This window comes from Streptomyces beigongshangae (assembly GCF_019710745.1).
In the GTDB taxonomy this organism is placed as follows: domain Bacteria; phylum Actinomycetota; class Actinomycetes; order Streptomycetales; family Streptomycetaceae; genus Streptomyces; species Streptomyces beigongshangae.
Genome location: NZ_JAHKJW010000053.1, coordinates 1 through 20,938, shown reverse-complemented (window position 1 = coordinate 20,938; position 20,938 = coordinate 1). Strand labels below are relative to the sequence as shown.

Here is a 20,938-nt window from a genome sequence, read left to right as displayed (position 1 = left end):
CTTTCAATGAGCGGTGTCCTGCTTTTCTCCCGGCGGCCTCCTGCCCGTCACACGGGCATCGGCCGGCGTCCCGGGCCCGCCGGCCCGCGCCGGGAATGCTGTTGCAAAGTGGATCACGCGAGCGGCTTCGCGCAATGCGGTCCGCGCGGATGCCGTGTGCCGCAGAACCTCCGGCGAAAACGCCCGTCCCCGGCACCCGGGCGCCGCATCCCGCTCCGCATTCCGAAAGAGAAGCGACCGCTAACGCCGTCCTGAGGACCGTCCGGCCGGTCACCGGAAAGGCCCGCCCAGGAACCGGAAAGTAACCTTCCTCTTAGCACGGGCAAAAAAAGACAAAGGACAGCTCCCTATTGGCTCATTTTCGGAAAGATCCAGCCACGCCGAGCAGCCCTACTGACGGGTCAATAACGTCCCGTCGCCGACGAAAGCACAGTTCAGAGAGGTGAAGCGGTTGCGCATAGCACCGTGTCACCCACCGCGCCGCGCCAAATATTTCGCCGCTGGACATTGCCTTGAGGAATGTCACAAACTTGCAGCGCTTCCGCTTCCGGCCCTGCTGGGAGCGGTCGCGCGCCGTGCTCAAAGATCAACGGGGGTGTTCCGGGAAGTGCTACGGGAGCGCAGCAAGCTGATTGAACAGCTGAACGACCTACTGATCCAGTTGTCCCGCGGCAGCGGTGGGATCGCCACCATCAGCGGTTCGACCGCGGTGGGCAAGACAACGGTGCTCGACGCCCTGACGGAGCGGGCCTCCTCGGCGGGTGCCATGGTGCTCGGCGTGGTGAGTTCGCCCAACGAGCGCCACGTCCCTTACAGCGCGCTCGCCCAGCTCATGCACTCGATCACCGCCCGGTTCAACGCGCCCGAGGAAGCGTGCGCCGGGGACGGGGGCACCGCCCGCCACGGCAGACCGACCGGCCTGGCCACCTCCCCCGCTCCGCCCGCGACCCAGGACGACCCCCTGACCGTCGCCCGGCAGACGCACCGGATCATCGCCGAACTCGCGGCCCGGCGGCCCGTGGTGATCACCGTCGACGACATCCAGCACACCGACCCGGACACCCTCTTCTGCCTGCGCTACCTGGCCCAGCGGCTGAGTCACCTGCCGCTGGCCCTGGTGTTCACGCACGGGGTCTCCGTCGACGAGCAGCCGCCGCCCATCCTGCACGACCTGCTGTACCGGACGACGGCCCGCCACTTCCACCTGGAACCGTTCTCCCCCCTGGGCATCAGGGAACTGGCCACGAGCCGGCTCCCGTCCCCCCCGCCGGACCGCGTCGTCGTCGAGATCCACCGGCAGAGCGGCGGAAATCCGCTGCTCGCCCAGGCGCTCGTCGAGGAGTACCGGCTGCACACCGCCTCCGCGGCCGGCGCCGAGCCGAGGTCCGCCGAGGGAACCGAGTCCGATGCGCGGCCGGCCGGCTTAACGGAACTGCCGGCCGGCCCCGTCTTCCACCAGGCGGTCCTCGCCTACCTGCACCGGCTCGGACCGCGTGCGGTGCGGCTCGCCCAGTGCCTCGCGCTGCTGGGCGACGCGTCCACACCCGTCCTGCTGAGCCGCCTGAGCAACATCGACCCGGAGCTGCTGAAACGCTACGACCGGTTGTTCTCCGGCATCGGCGCGCTGGACGTCTCCCGGCTGCGCCGGACGGGCATGCTGCAGGCGCTCCTGGGCGAGATGCCCCACAACAAGGTGACGCACCTGCGGTACCGGGCCGCCCGCCTGCTGTACGACAACGGGGCGCCCTCGCAGACGGTCGCCACGCACCTGCTCAGCATCGGCCCGCTGCACGAGGAGTGGGTGCTGCCCGTCCTGCGCGCCGCCGCCTGCCAGGCCCTGGACGAGGGCGAGCTGCCGCAGGCGATCCGGTACCTGGAGCTGGCCCGCGAATGCTCGTCGAACGAGTCGCAGCGCCTGTCGGTGAAGTCGCAGTACGCGTACGGCCAGTGGCAGCTCAACCCCGCCGACTCCGCCCTGCACTTCCTCGGCCTCAAGGACCCCATACTCAAGGGGAAGCTGACGGGCGACGACGCGTGGTGGATCGCCGAGGGCATGCTGTTCCACCTCAGCTTCGACGAGGCCGTGGAGATCGTCGACCACCTCAACACCAGCGGTGAGGGGACGACGACCGCGCTGTACGGAACCCGGATGCTGATGGCCTCCGAGGTCCCCGGGGTGCTGGACCGGCTGAGCCGTCCGCTGCTGTCCACCGCCGCTCCGGCGACGTCCCACTCCGAGATGCGCGCCCGGCACGCCCTCTCCCTCGTCCTGGAGCGGGGGGCCGACGAATACGCCCTGAGCCTGGCCGACCAGGTGTTCCAGAGCGCCGGGAACCGGCCGCTCTCCCAGCGCAGCAGCCTGCCGAAGGCACTGCTGACCCTGTGCTACGCGGAGCGGACCGACACGGCCGACAAGTGGTACGAGCTCCTCGCCGCCGACGCGGGGAACTCCGACACCACCGGCTGGCGGGCCCAGAGCGAGTGCGTCGGCGCGCTCATATCGCTGCGGCGCGGACGGCTGGCCGAGGCGGTGCGCCGGGCCGAGTCGGCCTACGACCTGCTGTCCGGGCCCAAGTGGAACGTCAGCAGCGCGCTGGCGCTGGCCATACTCATCGAGGCACACACCGCCAGGGGCGATCACCGGGCGGCGGCCGAGTACCTGGTACCCGAGCCGCCGCCCGCGCTGTTCCTCACCCGTCCGGGGCTGCACTACCTGTACGCGCGGGGCCGCCACCACCTCGCCACCGGCAACACGTACCTGGCGCTCAGCGACTTCCAGGAGTGCGGCCGGCTGATGCGGCGCTGGAACCTCGACACCCCCGCCCTGGCGCCCTGGCGGCTGGGCGAGGCCGAGGCGTGGCTGCGGCTGGGCGAGAAGGACAAGGCCGTCCGGCTCGTCGAGGAGCAGCTCGCCCGGCCGGACGACGGGCTCACGCGTTCGCGCGGGATGGCCCTGCACACCCTGGCCCTGACCCAGACGACCGCGCGGCAGCCGCCCGTGCTGCGGGACGCGTTCCGGCTGCTGGAGTCCTGCGGCGCGCGGTACGAGGCCGCCGCCGTCCTGGCCGACCTGAGCCGCGCCTACCAGCGGCTGGGCGACAAGCGGGCGCGGCCGACCGCCCGGCGGGCCTGGCGGCTCGCCAAGGCCTGCCAGGCGGAGTCCCTCTGCCAGTCGCTGCTTCCGACGTCCACGTCCCAGAGCGTCCCCCGGCAGCGGAGCGCGGGCTCCCGCGGCGGCGACCACGCCGGCCCGGACGACTTCGAGGGGCTGAGCGAGTCGGAGCGGCGCGTGGCCGTCCTCGCCACCCAGGGGTACGCCAACCGCGAGATCGCCGAGAAGCTGTTCATCACCGTCAGCACCGTGGAACAGCACCTGACCCGTGTCTACCGCAAGATGGGCATAAGGAACCGCGAGCAGCTCCTGCAGACGACCCACACCGTCAGCTTCGAGTCCGCCTGACCCTCCCGGCCCCACCGTCCGCCCGACCCGTCCCACGGGTCGGGCGGATTTCGTGTGCGCGCCCGCCGTGTGCCCGCGCCGGTCCGTCCGGGCCGGCGGGGCCGGCGGCCGCTCTCCGGCGGGAGGCACGTAGGGGGCCCCGTACACGCCTAGGGGGCGCTACGGGTAGCTGGGGGTGCCCCGTGCAGCCGATGATCAAACAGCCAGGATGAACGCCAGCCCGGCGTTTTCGGAGCGCAGGATGAGGGAGGCGCTCGCCATAATGACGAGTGATCTTGTTCACGGCAGTGATGCCATCGCAATCATCGGCTTGTCATGCCGTCTCCCCCAGGCATCTGATGCCGGCGCCTTCTGGGAGTTGTTGCGAGCGGGCCGCAGTGCCATCACCGAGGTGCCACCGGACCGGTGGGACCCGGACGAGGTGCTGCCGGACGCACCCGAGCGGCACCGTGCCGGACTGCGCCGGGGCGGGTTCCTCGACCGGGTGGACGGCTTCGACGCCGAGTTCTTCGGGATCTCACCGCGCGAGGCGGTGGCGATCGACCCCCAGCAGCGGCTCTTCGCCGAACTGGCCTGGGAGGCGCTGGAGGACGCGGGGGTCGTCCCCGAGACGCTGCGCTCCACCGCCACGGGCGTCGTCGTCGGAGCGATCGCCGGTGACTACGCGGCGCTGGCACAGCGCGGCGGCGCGATCACCCAGCACTCGCTGCCGGGCCTGAACCGAGGTGTCATCGCCAACCGGGTCTCCTACGCGCTGGGCCTGCAGGGCCCGAGCCTCACGGTGGACTCGGCGCAGTCGTCGTCGCTGGTCGCGGTGCACCTGGCGGTGGACAGCCTGCGCAAGGGCGAGTGCACCCTGGCCCTCGCGGGCGGTGTGGCGCTCAACTTCGCGCCCGAGAGCGCCGAGGTCGCCGGACGCTTCGGCGGTCTGTCGCCGGACGGACGCTGCTTCACCTTCGACAGCCGCGCCAACGGATACGTGCGCGGCGAGGGCGGCGGCGTCGTCGTGCTGAAGCCGCTGGCCGACGCGGTGCGCGACGGCGACACGGTGTACGGGGTCGTCCTCGGCAGCGCGGTCAACAACGACGGCGCCACCGACGGCCTCACCGTGCCGAGCGCCGAGGCCCAGGCCGCCGTGCTGCGGCAGGCCTGCGAGAACGCCGGCGTCGACCCGCGCCAGGTCGGCTACGTGGAACTGCACGGCACGGGCACCCCGACGGGCGACCCGCTGGAGGCGGCCGGGGTGGGCGCCGCGTACGGCAGCGCGCGTCCCGCGGGCTCCCCCGTCCTCGTCGGCTCGGCCAAGACCAACGTCGGGCACCTGGAGGGCGCGGCGGGCATCGTCGGGCTGATCAAGACGGCGCTGAGCATCCGCCACCGGGAGATCCCGGCGAGCCTCAACTACGAGACACCCAACCCGGACATCGACCCCGAGGCGCTGAACCTGCGCGTGCAGACCGCGTCCGGCCCGTGGCCGGACGCGCCGCTGCTGGCCGGTGTCAGCTCCTTCGGCGTCGGCGGGACGAACTGCCACGTCGTGGTCGCCGAGGCGCCCGGGCGGACCGCGTCCGAGGAGGACGCGCCGCAGGCCGGCGAGCCGGAGGTGCCGCTGGCCCCGTGGCCGGTGTCGGGCCGTACGGAAGCGGCCCTGCGCGCCCAGGCGGGCCGGCTGCTGGAGTGGCGGACGGCGGACACCGACGCGTTCGACACCGGCGCGTCGCTGGCCGGCTCCCGTACGCACTTCGGGCACCGCGCCGTCGCCCTCGGCCCCGACCACGGCGCACAGCTGGAGGCGCTGCGGACCGGCGACGAGCTGCCGGGGCTCGTCACGGGCGTCGTCGGCGACCACGGCAAGCTGGCGCTGGTCTTCCCGGGCCAGGGCTCGCAGTGGGAGGGCATGGCGCGCGAACTGCTGCGTACGTCGACGGTGTTCCGTGCCTCGATCGAGGCGTGCCACGAGGCCCTCGCCCCGTACGTCGACTGGTCGCTGGTGGACACGCTCGAAGGCCGGCCCGGGACGCCCGCCCTGGAACGCGCGGACGTCGTCCAGCCCGTGCTCTTCGCGGTGATGGTCTCGCTCGCCCGGGTGTGGGAGTCGCTGGGCGTGCGGCCGGACGCGGTGGTCGGGCACTCGCAGGGCGAGGTCGCCGCGGCGCACATCGCGGGCGCCCTCGACCTGGCGGACGCCGCCAGGATCGTGGCGCTGCGCAGCCGGACGATCATGACACTGGCCGGTACCGGGGCGCTGGCCTCGGTGCCGCTGCCGGCGGACCGCGTCACCGAGTACATCGCCCCCTTCGACGGGGAGCTGAGCGTCGCCGCGGTCAACGGGCCCAGCGCCACGGTCGTGGCCGGGTCCCCCGACGCCGTGGCCGCGCTGCTGGCGCGCTGCGAGGCGGACGGGATCCGCGCGAAGGCCGTTCCCGCCGTGGACTTCGCCTCGCACTCGCCGCACATGGAGGCCCTTCGGGAGCAGCTGCTGGAGCAGCTCGCCGGGGTGACGCCGCGCTCGTGCGACATCGCGTTCTACTCGACGGTCACCGCGGGTGCCGTCGACACCGCCGGGCTCGACGCCGCGTACTGGTACACCAACCTGCGCCGGCCCGTCCTGTTCGAGGCGACGCTGCGGACCATGGCCGAGGACGGCTTCGGCACGTTCGTGGAGTCGAGCCCGCACCCCGTCCTCACCCTCGGGCTGCGCGAGACGCTGCCGGACGCGCTGGTCGCGGGGTCGCTGCGGCGCAACGAGGAGCCGTGGCCGCAGCTGCTGACCTCCCTGGCGGAGCTGCATGTGCGCGGCCTCGCGGTGGACTGGTCCGCCGTCTTCGCGGGGCGCACGCCGCGCCGCGTCGCGCTGCCCACGTACGCCTTCCAGCACCGGCGCTACTGGCCCGAGGTCGCGGCCGCCTTCGAGTCCACCGCGAGGACCGCTCTCCCGCACCAGGTGCGGGAGAGCGAGGAGTCCTCGGGGGCGGGCCCGACGTGGGCCGGCCGGCTGGCCGGCCTGGCGCCGCAGGAGCGCGACCGCGAGGCGCTGAAGCTGGTGCGGCTGCGCACGGCCATCGTGCTCGGCCACCTGTCCACGGACACGGTCGACGTCGGCCAGGCGTTCCGCGAGCTGGGCCTGGACTCCACGATGGCGGTCCAGCTCCGGGAGAGCCTCGTGCAGGCCACCGGACTGGCCCTGCCGGAGACCGTCGTCTTCGACCACCCGAGCCCGTCCCGGCTCGCCCGGCGGCTGTGCGAACTGGCCGTGGGCGACGCCGCGTCGCCCACCGCGGCGCCCGCGGCGCTCCGGGTGGCCGACGCCGACGACCCGATCGTGATCGTCGGCATGGCCTGCCGCTTCCCCGGCGGCGCCGGTTCCCCCGAGGACCTGTGGCGGCTGGTCGACGACGGCGTGGACGCCATCTCGGAGTTCCCCACCGACCGCGGCTGGGACCTGGACGCCCTGTACGACCCCAAACCCGGTGTGCGCGGCAAGACCTACACGCGGCAGGGCGGGTTCCTGCACGACGCCGCCGAGTTCGACACGGAGTTCTTCGGCATCAGCCCGCGCGAGGCCACGGCGATGGACCCGCAGCAGCGGGTGCTCCTCCAGGTCACCTGGGAGGCGTTCGAACGTGCCGGGATCGACCCGGGCGAGCTGAGCGGCAGCAGCACCGGCGTGTTCGTGGGCGCGATGTCCCAGGAGTACGGCCCGCGGCTGCACGAGGGCGACGACGGGCTGGGCGGCTATCTGCTCACCGGCAACACCGCGAGCGTCACCTCGGGCCGTCTCGCCTACACCTTCGGGCTCGAAGGCCCGGCCGTGACGATCGACACGGCCTGCTCCTCCTCGCTCGTCGCCCTGCACCAGGCCGCGCAGTCGCTGCGGGCCGGGGACTGCACGCTGGCCCTGGCGGGCGGCGTCACGGTCATGGCGACCCCGGGCATGTTCGTGGAGTTCGGGCAGCAGCGCGGGCTGGCGGCCGACGGCCGCTGCAAGTCCTTCGCGGCCGGCGCCGACGGCACGATCTGGGCCGAGGGCGCGGGCATGGTCCTGCTGGAGCGCCTCTCCGACGCACGGGCCAAGGGACACACCGTCCTGGCCGTCGTCCGGGGCTCCGCCGTCAACCAGGACGGCGCCTCCAACGGCCTCACCGCGCCCAACGGCCCCTCCCAGCAGCGGGTCATCGGCGCGGCCCTGGCCGGCGCCGGACTCACGCCCGACCAGGTCGACGCGGTCGAGGCCCACGGCACCGGCACCACCCTGGGCGACCCCATCGAGGCACAGGCCCTGCTGGCCACGTACGGGCAGAACCGCGAGGAGCCCCTGTACCTGGGCTCGCTGAAGTCCAACATCGGCCACAGCCAGGCGGCCGCCGGCATCGGCGGGGTCATCAAGATGATCCAGGCCATGCACCACGGCGTCCTGCCCAGGACCCTGCACGTGGACGAGCCCAGCCCGCACATCGACTGGAGCACCGGCAACGTACGGCTGCTGACCGAGGCGCAGCCGTGGCCCGAGACGGACCACCCCCGCCGCGCGGCCGTCTCCTCCTTCGGCATCAGCGGCACCAACGCCCACCTCATCCTCGAAGCCCCGCCCGCGGCGGAGGACGCCGGGGACGAGCAGGAGCCGGACGTCCCGGAGGGCACCGTCCTCCCCTGGATCCTGTCCGCCAGGACCGAGCAGGCCCTGCGCGAGCAGGCCCGGCGGCTCCTGGACCACGTCACCGAACACCCCCACCTGCGGCCCGTGGACATCGGCCACGCCCTGGTGGCCACCCGCGCACGCTTCGGGCAGCGCGCGGTGGTCCTCGGCGGCGGGCGCGAGGAGCTGCTCTCCGGGCTGGGCGCGCTGAGCCGGCAGGAGACGTCGCGCACGGTGGTCACGGGAACCGCGCGCGAAGGCGCGACGGCGTTCCTGTTCACCGGCCAGGGTTCGCAGCGCGCGGGCATGGGCCGGCGCCTCCACGACACCCACCCGGTGTTCCGGGAGGCGTTCGACGAGGTCTGCGCCGTCCTGGACCGCCACCTCGACGCCGAACGGCCCGTCAAGGACGTCGTCTTCGACGACGACGCGACGCTGCTCAACCAGACCCGCTACACCCAGGCCGCCCTGTTCGCCCTGGAGACCGCGCTGTACCGCCTCGTGGCCTCCTTCGGCATCACCCCCGACTACCTCACCGGGCACTCCATCGGCGAGATCGCCGCCGCCCACGCGGCCGGGGTGTTCTCCCTGGAGGACGCCTGCCGCCTGGTCGCCGCCCGCGGCACCCTGATGCAGGCCCTGCCCGCCGACGGCGTCATGATCTCCCTGCGGGCCGCGGAGGAGGACGTCCGTCCGCTGCTCGAAGGGCTTGAGGAGCACGTCTCCGTCGCGGCGGTCAACGGGCCGTCGTCCCTGGTCATCTCCGGTGACGAGGAGGCCGCCTCGGACATCGCGGCCGTCCTCGCCGCGCACGGTGTCAAGACGCGGCGCCTGACCGTCTCGCACGCCTTCCACTCACCGCGCATGGACCCCATGCTGGAGGAGTTCGAGCGCGTCGCCGCCGAACTCACCTACCACGCCCCGGCGATCCCGGTCGTCTCCAACCTGACCGGCCGGATCGCCGAGGCCGACCACATCACCACCCCCGCCTACTGGGTCCAGCACGTCCGCGAGGCGGTCCGCTTCGCCGACGGCGTCGGCACCCTGCACGCCGAGGGGGTGCGCCACTACCTCGAACTCGGCCCCGACCCGGTCCTGTCCGGGCTCGTCAACGAGGCCACCGGCGGTGAGGCCACCGGCACCGCCGTCCTGCGCAACGGGCACCCCGAGCCCGTCACCCTCCTGGGGGCCCTGGCACACGTCCACGTCCACGGGGCGCCGGCCGACCTGACCGCGCACCTCGGTGCGCCGCGGACGCTGCCCGACCTGCCCACCTACGCCTTCCAGCGGGAGCGCCACTGGTTCACCGCCAGTACGACGGGCGACGTGTCGTCCGCGGGCCTCACCGCCACGGGCCACCCGCTGCTGACGACCGCGGCCGAACTGCCCGACCCGGGCGGGCTGCTCCTGACCGGCCGGGTGAACGCCTCCGCGCCCGCCTGGGCGGCGGACCACACCGTCTTCGGCACCCCGGTCATGCCGGGCGTGGCGTTCGTGGACATGCTGCTGCACGCGGCGTCCCTGGTGGGCTGCACCCGGGTCGAGGAACTCACCCACCAGGTGTTCCTGGCCCTTCCCGAGCGCGGTGCCCTGCAGTTGCGGGTCCTCGTCCGGCCGGCCGACGACGCGGGGCGGCGGACCTTCGCCGTCCACTCGCGGCCCGAGGACGCCCCGTGGGGCTCCGACTGGACCTGCCACGTCACCGGCACCCTGACCACCGCCCCCGCGGACACCGCCGCCGCGGCCGGGGACACCACCTGGCCGCCGGCCGGCGCCGAACTCCTCGACACCGACGGCTTCTACCGGCGGATCGCCGACGCCGGGCTCGGCTACGGCCCCGTCTTCCAGGGCATGAAGGCCGCCTGGCAGGACGGCGACACGCTGTACGCCGAGGTCGCCCTCCCCCAGGGCACCGGTCCCGACCGGTACGGCGTCCACCCCGGGCTGTTCGACGCCGCGCTGCACCCGTTCCTGCTGGCCGCGGCCGGCACCGGAGCCGACGCCGACGGCACGATCCACGTGCCCTTCGCGTGGAGCGGTGTGACCCTCCACGCGACCGGCGCGCACGCCCTGCGCGTCCGGATCACGCGGCCGGCGCCGGAGACGGTCTCGCTGCGGGTCACCGACCCCGCCGGCGCGCCGGTCCTGACCGCCGACTCGCTCGTCCTGCGGCCGGTGCGCCCCGAACAGCTCGACGCCGCCCGCTCCGGCCGCGACGGCGCGCTCCACGAGGTCGTGTGGCACCCGGTGCCCACACCTGCGGACGCCGCGCTCGCCGAGGGCTCGAAGTGGGCCCTCATGGGAGACACCGGTGACCGCCTGGTCGCCGCGGCGCTCGCGGCGCTCGGCCCCGAGGCACGGACGTACCCGGACGTGGCGGCCCTGCGCGCGGCGCTGCGGGCCGGTGCGGCCCGGCCGGAGACGGTCGTCGGCCGGGTCGGCGCCGAGCACGGCGCCGACCCGGCCCGGGCGGCGCACACCGCGACGCACCAGGCCCTGGAGCTGCTCCAGGAGACGCTGGCCCACGGGGCCGGCACCTCCCGGCTGGTGCTCCTCACCGAAGGCGCGATGTCCACCGAGGCGGACGCGGGGTACGGCGATCCCGACGCCGACCCGGCCGCCGCGGCGGTGTGGGGCCTGATCCGGTCGGCGCAGTCCGAGCACCCGGACCGGCTGGCCCTCGTCGACCTCGACGGCTCGCCGGTCTCCGCCGACGCCCTCGCGGCGGCCCTGGCCACCGCGGAACCGCAGCTCGCCGTACGCGAGGGCCGGCTGCTGGTCCCCCGGCTCGCTCCCGTGACCGCCGGTCCGGTGCCGGACGCGGCGTTCGACGCGGAGCGGACGGTGCTCGTCACCGGTGGCACCGGCGCTCTCGGCGCCCTCCTGGCGCGTCACCTGATCACCCGGCACGGGGTCCGCAGGCTGCTGCTGACCAGCCGCAGCGGTCCCGACGCGGCGGGCACCCTCGTCGAGGAACTGACCGCACTGGGCGCCGAGGTCACCGTCGCCGCCTGCGACACGGCCGACCGGGAGGCCCTGGCGGCCCTGCTCGCGGAGCTGCCGCGGGAGCACCCGCTCGGCGCCGTGGTGCACTGCGCGGGCGTCCTGGACGACGGGGTGGTCACGGAACTCGACCGGGACCGGCTGGACACGGTGCTGCGCCCGAAGGTGGACGGCGCCTGGAACCTCCACGAGCTGACCCGGGACATGGACCTGGACGCGTTCGTGCTGTTCTCGTCGGTGGTCGGTGTCCTCGGCTCCCCCGGCCAGGCCAACTACGCCGCGGCCAACGCCTTCCTCGACGCGCTCGCCCAGCGGCGCCGTGCCGCCGGACTGTCCGCCAGGTCCCTGGCCTGGGGCCTGTGGCAGACCGGCATGGCCGACACCCTCGACGCGCAGGACCTGGCCCGGATGAGCCGTGGGGGCCTGGCCCCCATGCCGGCCGCACGCGCGCTCACGCTCTTCGACGCGGCCCTCGGGACGGAGCGGGCGGCGCTCGTGCCGGCCGGGATCGATGTCGCGGGTGCCCGCGCCCAGCGGGCGTCGCTCCGGCTGTCGCCGCTGCTGGCGGACCTGATCCCCGCCCAGGCGCCGCACGCCGGGCAGGAGGGCGGCCCCGTCCGGGACGACTCCTCGCTGGGCCGGCAGCTCGCCGGTCTGCCCGAGGCCGGGCAGCGCGAGCTGCTGCTGGAGGTGCTCGGCAGGCACGCCGCCGTCGTCCTCGGCCACAGCTCCCCGCCGGTGATCGACCCCGAGCAGCCGTTCAAGGAACTCGGCTTCGACTCGCTGGCCGGCATGGAACTGCTCCTGGCGCTGGGCGAGACGCTGAGTCTGCACCTGCCGTCCACCATGCTGTTCGACTACCCCACGCCCGCCGCGCTGATCACGTACCTCCGGGACGAACTGGTCGACGACGAGGCGCTGCCCGCCGTCGCCCCCACGGCCGGATCCGTGGAGGCCGCCGAGACCGCGGAGGCCCCCGCAACCGCCGGGTCCGGGGACGGCGCTCCCGCCGACGACGACCCGATCGTCGTCGTGGGGATGGGCTGCCGCTTCCCCGGCGACGCCGGTTCGCCGGAGGAGCTGTGGCGGCTGGTCACCGAGGGGGTGGACGCCATCGGGGCGTTCCCCTCGAACCGCGGCTGGGACCTGGACGACATCTTCGACCCGGACCCCGAGGTGCGCGGGAAGACGTACGCCCGTGAAGGCGGCTTCCTGTACGACGCCGACCGCTTCGACGCCGAGTTCTTCGGCATCAGCCCCCGCGAGGCCCTGGCGCTCGACCCCCAGCAGCGGCTCCTGCTGGAGACCGCCTGGGAGGCGTTCGAGTACGCGGGCATCCGGCCCGACACCCTGCGCGGCAGCTCCATCGGCGTCTTCGCCGGTGTCGTCACGCAGGAGTACGCGTCGCTCACCTACCAGGACGACGAGCCCGTCGACGGCTACCTGCTGACGGGTACGACGGCGAGTGTGGCCTCCGGCCGCCTCTCCTACACCTTCGGCTTCGAGGGCCCGGCCGTCACCGTCGACACCGCCTGCTCCTCGTCGCTCGTGGCGCTCCACCTGGCCTGCCAGTCGCTGCGCAACGGCGAGTCCACCATGGCCCTCGCGGGCGGTGCGACCGTCATGGCCAACCCCGGCATGTTCATGGAGTTCAGCCGCCAGCGCGGGCTGGCCCCCGACGGCCGCTGCAAGTCCTTCGGGGCGGGCGCCGACGGCACGATCTGGGCCGAGGGCGCGGGCATGGTCGTCCTGGAGCGCCTCTCCGACGCACGGGCCAACGGACACACCGTCCTGGCCGTGATCCGGGGCTCCGCCGTCAACCAGGACGGCGCCTCCAACGGCCTCACCGCCCCCAACGGCCCCTCCCAGCAGCGGGTCATCAACGCCGCCCTCGCCGGAGCCGGGCTCACGCCCGACCAGGTCGACGCGGTCGAGGCCCACGGCACCGGCACCACCCTGGGCGACCCCATCGAGGCGCAGGCCCTGCTGGCCACGTACGGGCAGGACCGCGAGGAGCCCCTGTGGCTGGGCTCCTTCAAGTCCAACATCGGGCACGCGCAGGCGGCCGCCGGCATCGGCGGGGTCATCAAGATGATCCAGGCCCTGCGGCACGGCGTCCTGCCCAGAACCCTGCACGCCGACGAGCCCAGCCCGCACATCGACTGGAGCACCGGCAAGGTACGGCTGCTGACCGAGGCGCAGATGTGGCCGGAGACGGACCACCCCCGCCGCGCGGCCGTCTCCTCCTTCGGCATCAGCGGCACCAACGCCCACCTCATCCTGGAGGCCGCACCCGCGCCGCAGGGGGCGGAGGCCGAGCAGGAGCAGGAGCCGGACGTCCCGGAGGGCACCGTCCTCCCCTGGATCCTGTCCGCCAAGACCGAGCAGGCCCTGCGCGCCCAGGCGCAGCAGCTGCACGACCTTCTCACGCTCGACCCCGGCCTGCGTCCGGACCGGGTGGCCCACGCGCTCGTCACCACCCGCAGCCTCTTCTCGCACCGGGCCGTGGTCCTCGCGGACGGGCACGAGGCGTTCGCCCGGGCGCTGGACGCCCTCGTCCTCGACGTGCCGTCCCCCACCGTGGTCCGCGGTACGCCGCTGCCCGGCAAGACGGCGTTCCTGTTCACGGGTCAGGGCGCCCAGCGTGCGGGCATGGGACGGCACCTCCACGACAGGTACCCGGTGTTCCGGGACGCCTTCGACGAGGTCTGCGCCGTCCTGGACCGCCACCTCGACGCCGAACGGTCCGTCAAGGACGTCGTCTTCGACGACGACGCGACGCTGCTGAACCAGACCCGCTACACCCAGGCCGGCCTGTTCGCCCTGGAGACCGCGCTGTACCGCCTCGTGGCCTCCTTCGGCATCACGCCCGACTACCTGGCCGGGCACTCCATCGGCGAGATCGCCGCGGCGCACGCCGCCGGGGTGTTCTCCCTGGAGGACGCCTGCCGCCTGGTCGCCGCCCGCGGCACCCTGATGCAGGCCCTGCCGGGCGGTGGCGCGATGGTCGCCGTCGAGGCCACCGAGGAGGAGGTCGCCCCGCGCCTGACCGCGCGCACCGGCATCGCCGCCATCAACGGTCCCCGCGCGCTGGTCGTCTCCGGCGACGAGGCCGACGTCACGGCCGTCGCCGACCACTTCGCCGCGGAGGGACGGCGCACCCGGCGGCTCACCGTCTCGCACGCCTTCCACTCACCGCGCATGGATCCCATGCTGGAGGCGTTCGAGCGCGTCGCCTCGGCCCTGACCTACCACGCGCCCGCCCTTCCGCTCATCTCCAACCTCACCGGCCGGCCGGCCGAACCCGGCCACGTCACCACTCCCGCCTACTGGGTCCAGCACGTCCGCGAGGCGGTCCGCTTCGCCGACGGCATCAACACCCTGCACACCAACGGGGTGCGCCACTACCTCGAACTGGGTCCCGACGCCACCCTCAGCACCATGGCGCAGGACAACCTGCCCGAGGACACCGACACCACACTCACCCCGCTCCTGCACCGCGAGCGCGACGAGCAGCACACCCTGCTCGCCGCCGTGGCCACCCTCCACACCCGCACCACCGTGCCGGTCGACTGGGCCCCGCTCGTCACCGAGCAGACCACCCCGTACGCCCTGCCCACCTACCCCTTCCAGCGCCAGAGCTACTGGCTGGAGGCGGCCAGGCCCGCCCTGGGCGCCGACGGGCTGGGACTGACGGCGACCGGCCATCCGGTGCTGAGCACCCTGGCCGAGCTCCCCGACGGGGGCGGGCACCTCTTCACCGGCCGGATCAGCGGGACCGATCCCGCCTGGGTGGCCGAGCACATCATCTTCGGCGCGATGATCGTGCCCGGTGTGGCCTTCGTCGACCTGCTCCTGCACGCGGCGCGCCACGTCGGCTGCGAGCACATCGAAGAGCTCACCCACCACGTGTTCCTCTCCGTGCCGGAGAACAGCGCGCTCCAGCTGCGGGTCCTCGTCGAGCCGGCGGACGACCTCGGGCGGCGCTCCTTCACGGTCTACTCCCGGTCCGAGGACGCACCGTCCGAGGCCGACTGGACCCGCCACGCCACGGGAGCGCTCGCACCCGAGCGCAAGGAGGTCTCCGCCGCGATCGACGTGCTCGCGGACGAGGTCTGGCCCCCGGCCGGCACGGAGGCCGTGGACACGGAGGAGTTCTACCGCCGGGTCACCGGCGCGGGCTTCGGCTACGGACCGCTGTTCCGCAGCATGCGGGCGGCCTGGCGGGACGGCACCACGACGTACGCGGAGGTCTCCCTCCCCGAGGACGCCGACCCCGGTGCCTTCGGCATCCACCCCGGTCTGCTCGACTCGGCCCTCCAGCCGGCGGCGCTGATCCCCGGGGACGACGAGGCGGGCGACTCCATCAGGGTGCCGTTCTCGTGGGCCGGGGTGTCCCTGCACGCCACCGGCGCCAGGGCCCTGCGGATCCGCCTGCTGTGGCCCACCGACGACACCGTGTCCCTGGTCATCTCCGACCAGACGGGTGCGCCGGTGATGACGATCGACTCCCTGATCATGCGGACGGTCGGTCCCGACCAGCTCGCCGCCGCGCGGGCCGCCGACGCCGGAGAGCTGTACGAGGTCGACTGGCTCGCCGTCCCGGCGCCCGAGGGCGACGCCCTGGGCGCGGCCGGGACGACGTGGGCGGTCGTCGCCGACCCGCAGGAACGCCACCTGGCGGACTCCCTGTCCCGGCTCGGTGCCGCGGTCGACGTACGGCCGGACGCAGTGACGCTCCCGGCGGTGCGGGAGGACGGGACCACCGGGCCGGACGTGTTCGTCACCTGGTGCGTGTCCGAGCCCGGTGCCGACCCGGTGGAGGCCACCCGTTCCCTCACCCACCACGTGCTCGGTCTCGTCCAGGCGATGGTCGCCGACGAACGGGAGGACTCCCGTCTGGTGGTCCTCACCCGGGGCGCGATGTCCACCGGTACCGGTACCGGTGACGGACCGGCCGACCTGGCCGCGGCGGCGGTGTGGGGACTGATCCGCACCGCCCAGTCGGAACACCCCGACCGGTTCGTCCTGGTCGACCTCGACGGCTCGGACGCGTCCCTGCGGGCCCTCCCGGCGGCCCTGGCCGCCGCGGAGCCGCAGCTCGCCCTGCGCGACGGGCGGCTCCTCGCCCCCCGCATCGGCCGTGTGCGCAACGGCGCCCGCGCCGGGCAGGACACGCCGGCACCGTTCGACCCGCAGAAGACGGTGCTCATCACCGGTGGCACCGGCGCGCTGGGCACGCTCCTCGCCCGGCACCTGGTGGACACCTACGGCGCCAGGAGGCTGCTGCTCGTCAGCCGCAGCGGTGCGCGGGCGGGCAGCGACATCGTCGCGGAACTCGCCGAGTTGGGCACGGAGGTCACGATCGCGGCCTGCGACACGGCCGACCGGGAGGCCCTCGCGGCCCTGCTCGCGGAGCTGCCGCGGGAACACCCGCTCGGCGCCGTGGTGCACTGCGCGGGAACGCTCGACGACGGCATCGTCACGGCACTCACCCCCGAGCGGTTCGACGGGGTGCTGCGCCCGAAGGTGGACGCCGCCTGGAACCTCCACGAGCTGACCCGGGACCTGGACCTGGACGCGTTCGTGCTGTTCTCGTCGGTGGTCGGTGTCCTCGGCTCCCCCGGCCAGGCCAACTACGCCGCGGCCAACGCCTTCCTCGACGCGCTCGCCCGGCAGCGGCGGGCGGACGGGCTGCCCGCCAAGTCCCTCGCCTGGGGCCTGTGGCAGACCGGCATGGCCGACACGCTCGACGAGCAGGACCAGGCGCGGATGAACCGCAACGGTCTGCTGCCGATGCCAGCCGAGCAGGCGTTCGGACACTTCGACGCGGCGTTCGAGGCGGACGCGGCGGCGCTGGTACCCGCCAAGCTCGACCTCGCGGGTCTGCGTGCCCGCGCCGGGTCCGCCCCCGTGGCACCGATGTTCCGCGGACTGGTCCGCGCGCCCCTGCGCAGCGCGGCGCAGACCGCCGGAGCCGGCGGGGCGGCCGGCGGACTGCGGCAGTCGCTCGCGGGTCTCGCCGAGCCGGAGCAGCTCCAGGTCCTGCTGGACTTCCTGCGCACGCACGTGGCCGCCGTGCTCGGACACGGTTCGTCCGACGCGATCGAGCCCACGAGCTCCTTCAGGGAGCTGGGCTTCGACTCGCTCAGCTCGGTGGAACTGCGCAACACGCTCAACAAGGCGTCCGGGATGCGGCTGCCCTCCACCCTGCTGTTCGACTACCCCACCCCCGAGGTCCTGGCCGGCTACATGCGCACCGAACTGGTGGGCAGCGGGCAGTCCGAGGCCAGTGCCCAGGTGGCCCGGCGTGCCGCCCGTACCGTGTCCGCGAAGAACGGCGCACCCGAGCCGATCGCGATCGTGGGCATCGGCTGCCGCTTCCCCGGCGACGCCGACAGCCCGGAGAAGCTGTGGCAGCTGGTGGCGGAGGGCCGCGACGCGGTGGGCGGGTTCCCCGACAACCGCGGCTGGGACGTCGAGGACCTCTACGACCCGGACCCCGACGTGCGCGGGAAGACCTACGCCCGTGAAGGCGGCTTCCTGTACGACGCCGACCGCTTCGACGCCGAGTTCTTCGGCATCAGCCCCCGTGAGGCCCTGGCGCTCGACCCCCAGCAGCGGATGCTGCTGGAGACCGCCTGGGAGGCGTTCGAGTACGCGGGCATCCGGCCCGACACCCTGCGCGGCAGCTCCACCGGCGTCTTCGCCGGAGTCGCCTCAACGGAGTACGTCTCGCTCACGCACCACGGCGGCGAGCCCGTCGAGGGCTACCTGCTGACGGGTACGACGTCCAGTGTGGCCTCCGGCCGCATCGCCTACACGCTCGGCCTGGAGGGCCCCGCCCTGACGGTCGACACGGCCTGCTCGTCCTCGCTGGTCGCCATGCACCTGGCCTGCCAGTCGCTGCGCAACGGCGAGTCCACCCTGGCCCTCGCGGGCGGCGCCACGATCATGGCCAACGCGGGCATGTTCATGGAGTTCAGCCGCCAGCGCGGCCTGGCCCCCGACGGCCGCTGCAAGTCCTACGCGGCCGGTGCCGACGGCACCGCCTGGGCGGAGGGCGCGGGCATGCTCGTGCTGGAGCGCCTCTCCGACGCCGAGGCCAACGGACACCCGGTGCTGGCCGTCATCCGCGGCTCCGCCGTCAACCAGGACGGTGCCTCCAACGGCCTGACCGCCCCCAACGGGCCGGCCCAGCAGCGCGTCATCAGGGCCGCCCTGGCCTCGGCCGGGCTCTCCCCGGACCAGGTCGACGCGGTCGAGGGCCACGGCACGGGCACCTCGCTGGGTGACCCGATCGAGGCACAGGCCCTGCTGGCCACGTACGGGCAGGACCGTGACGAGCCGCTGTGGCTGGGCTCCTTCAAGTCCAACATCGGTCACGCACAGGCCGCCGCGGGTCTGGGCGGTGTCATCAAGATGATCCAGGCCATGCGCCACGGCACCCTGCCCAAGACGCTCCACGTCGACGAGCCCAGCCCGAACATCGACTGGGAGGCCGGCAACATCGAGCTCCTCACCGAGGCACGGCCCTGGCCCGAGACCGACCACCCGCGCCGCGCCGCCGTCTCCTCGTTCGGCATCAGCGGCACCAACGCCCACCTCATCCTGGAGGCCCCGCCCGCCCCGGCGGACGCGGAGGCCGAGCGGGAGCCGGACCTGCCCGAAGGGTCCGCCGTCCCGTGGATCCTGTCCGCCAAGTCCGAGCAGGCCCTGCGCGACCAGGCCCAGCGGCTCCTGGACCACGCCACCGAGCACCCGGAGCTGCACCCGGCCGACATCGCCTACTCGCTGGTCGCCAACCGCGCCACCTTCGAACACCAGGTGGCCGCCGTCGGCGCCTCGCGGGAGGACCTGCTCGCCCGTCTCGACGCCCTCGTCCAGGCGCCCTCCCCCGTCGCCCTGCCCACCAGGCCGCGGACCAAGAAGGTCGCCTTCCTCTTCACCGGCCAGGGCGCCCAGCGCGCGGGCATGGGACGGCGCCTCCACGAGACGTACCCGGTGTTCCGGGACGCCTTCGACGAGGTCTGCGCCACCCTGGACCGCCACCTCGACGCCGAACGGCCCGTCAAGGACGTCGTCTTCGACGACGACCCCGCCCTGCTCAACCAGACCCGCTACACCCAGCCCGGCCTGCTGGCCCTGCAGATCGCCCTCAGCCGGCTCCTCGCCGACGAGTTCGGCGTCCTGCCGAGCCACCTCGTGGGCCACTCCGTCGGCGAGATCGCCGCGGCGCACGTGGCGGGGATCCTGTCCCTGGACGACGCCTGCCGCCTGGTCGCCGCCCGCGGCACCCTGATGCAGGCCCTGCCCAGCGACGGCGCCATGATCGCCATCGAGGCCACCGAGGAGGAGGTCGCCCCGCACCTGACCGGGCGCACCGGCATCGCCGCCATCAACGGCCCCCGTTCGCTGGTCGTCTCCGGCGACGAGGCCGACGTCACCGCCATCGCCGGCCACTTCACCGGGGAAGGACGGCGCACCAGGCGGCTCACCGTCTCGCACGCCTTCCACTCACCGCTGATGAACCCCATGCTCGACGACTTCCGCGCCGTCGCGGAGTCCCTCACCTACCGGACGCCCGGGACCACCCTGGTGTCCACGGTCACCGGCCGGCCCGCCGGCGCCGAGATCACCGGCGCCGACTACTGGACCGACCACGTCCGCAACACCACCCGTTTCCACGACGCCCTGACCGCGGTGCACGACGACGGGGTCACCGTGTACGTGGAGATCGGCCCGGACGCTGTCCTGACCGCGCTCGCCCGTGAGGCGCTGCCCGAGGCCACCGCCGTACCGGTGCTGCGGTCCGACATCAGTGCCGAGCCGGTCGCCCTGCTCAACGGTCTCGTCCAGGCCCGTGCGGGTGGCGCGGCCGTCGACTGGGAAGGGTTCCTGGGCAGGCACGGGGCCCGTGGCGTCACGCTTCCCACGTACGCCCTCCAGCGGCGCCGCTACTGGCTGGAGGCGGTCGACTCCATCGGCTCGCCCGCCGGCCTGGGGCTGGAGTCCGCCACCCACCCGCTGCTGGCCACGGCCACCGAACTCCCGGACGGCAGCCACCTGTTCACCGGGCGGGTGACGCTGGGCACGCACGCGTGGCTGGCCGACCACATCGTCATGGGGACCGTGATCCTGCCGGGCACCGCCTTCGTGGAACTGGCGCTGCACGCGGCCCTCACGGTCGGCCTGGACGAGGTGGCGGAACTGGTGCTGAACGCCCCGGTCACCTTCGGTACGCACGACGCCGCGCTCCTCCAGGTGGTCGTCGGTCCCGAGGACCCGTCCGGGGCCCGTGCCCTCACCATCAGGTCCCGCTCGGAGGAGGACCACTCCTGGACCGAGAACGCCACCGGCACGCTGAGCGACCCCGTGGCGGTCCCGTCCTGACCCGGCCCGCTCCATGACCGCCCCGTGCGGACCCCGTCTCCGGGGTCCGCACGGGGCGGTTCCGTTGTCGGGGCCCGGGCAGGGCGGTCCGGTGCACGCGGCCCGCGCAGGAGGTCCCGGGGGTGCCGCCGGCCGGGGCGGGCGCGGGGCGGTCCCGCCGGACGCGGCCGACACGGGAAGGCCCCGCAGGACGGAGCGGACGCACGACGGTCCCCCTGGCAGGGCCTGCCAGGGGGACGGCTCCGCCGGCCGGGGCGGGCGCAAGGGGCCCGCCGGGCGCGGTCGGCGCGGAACGGTCCCCCAGCGTTCGAACCCGGCACAGGACGGTCTCGCTGTCCGGGGCGGACGCAGGACGGTCCCGCCGCACCCGGCCGGCGCAGGATGATCCCGCCGGTCGGCCGGGCGGGCGCGGGGCGGTCCCGCCGGATGCGGCCCGCCCAGGGCGG

The 20,938-nt window shown here is 74.0% G+C and carries 2 protein-coding genes; both read left to right on the top strand.

The features are described 5' to 3' along the window. Positions 1-595 precede the first annotated feature (595 nt). Positions 596-3,460 (top strand): ATP-binding protein, encoded by a 2,865-nt coding sequence (locus KM933_RS30725; RefSeq protein ID WP_221358246.1) that lies wholly within the window; start codon positions 596-598, stop codon positions 3,458-3,460. A gap of 241 nt (positions 3,461-3,701) precedes the next feature. Then, on the top strand, positions 3,702-20,492 hold the full coding sequence (locus KM933_RS39830) for a type I polyketide synthase (RefSeq protein WP_430727390.1): 16,791 nt from the start codon (positions 3,702-3,704) through the stop codon (positions 20,490-20,492). Positions 20,493-20,938: the final 446 nt, after the last annotated feature.

Excerpts from the sequence above, each read along its gene's own strand:
- KM933_RS39830 (WP_430727390.1), top strand. The coding sequence starts at position 3,702 with ATGAGGGAGGCGCTCGCCATAATGACGAGTGATCTTGTTCACGGCAGT.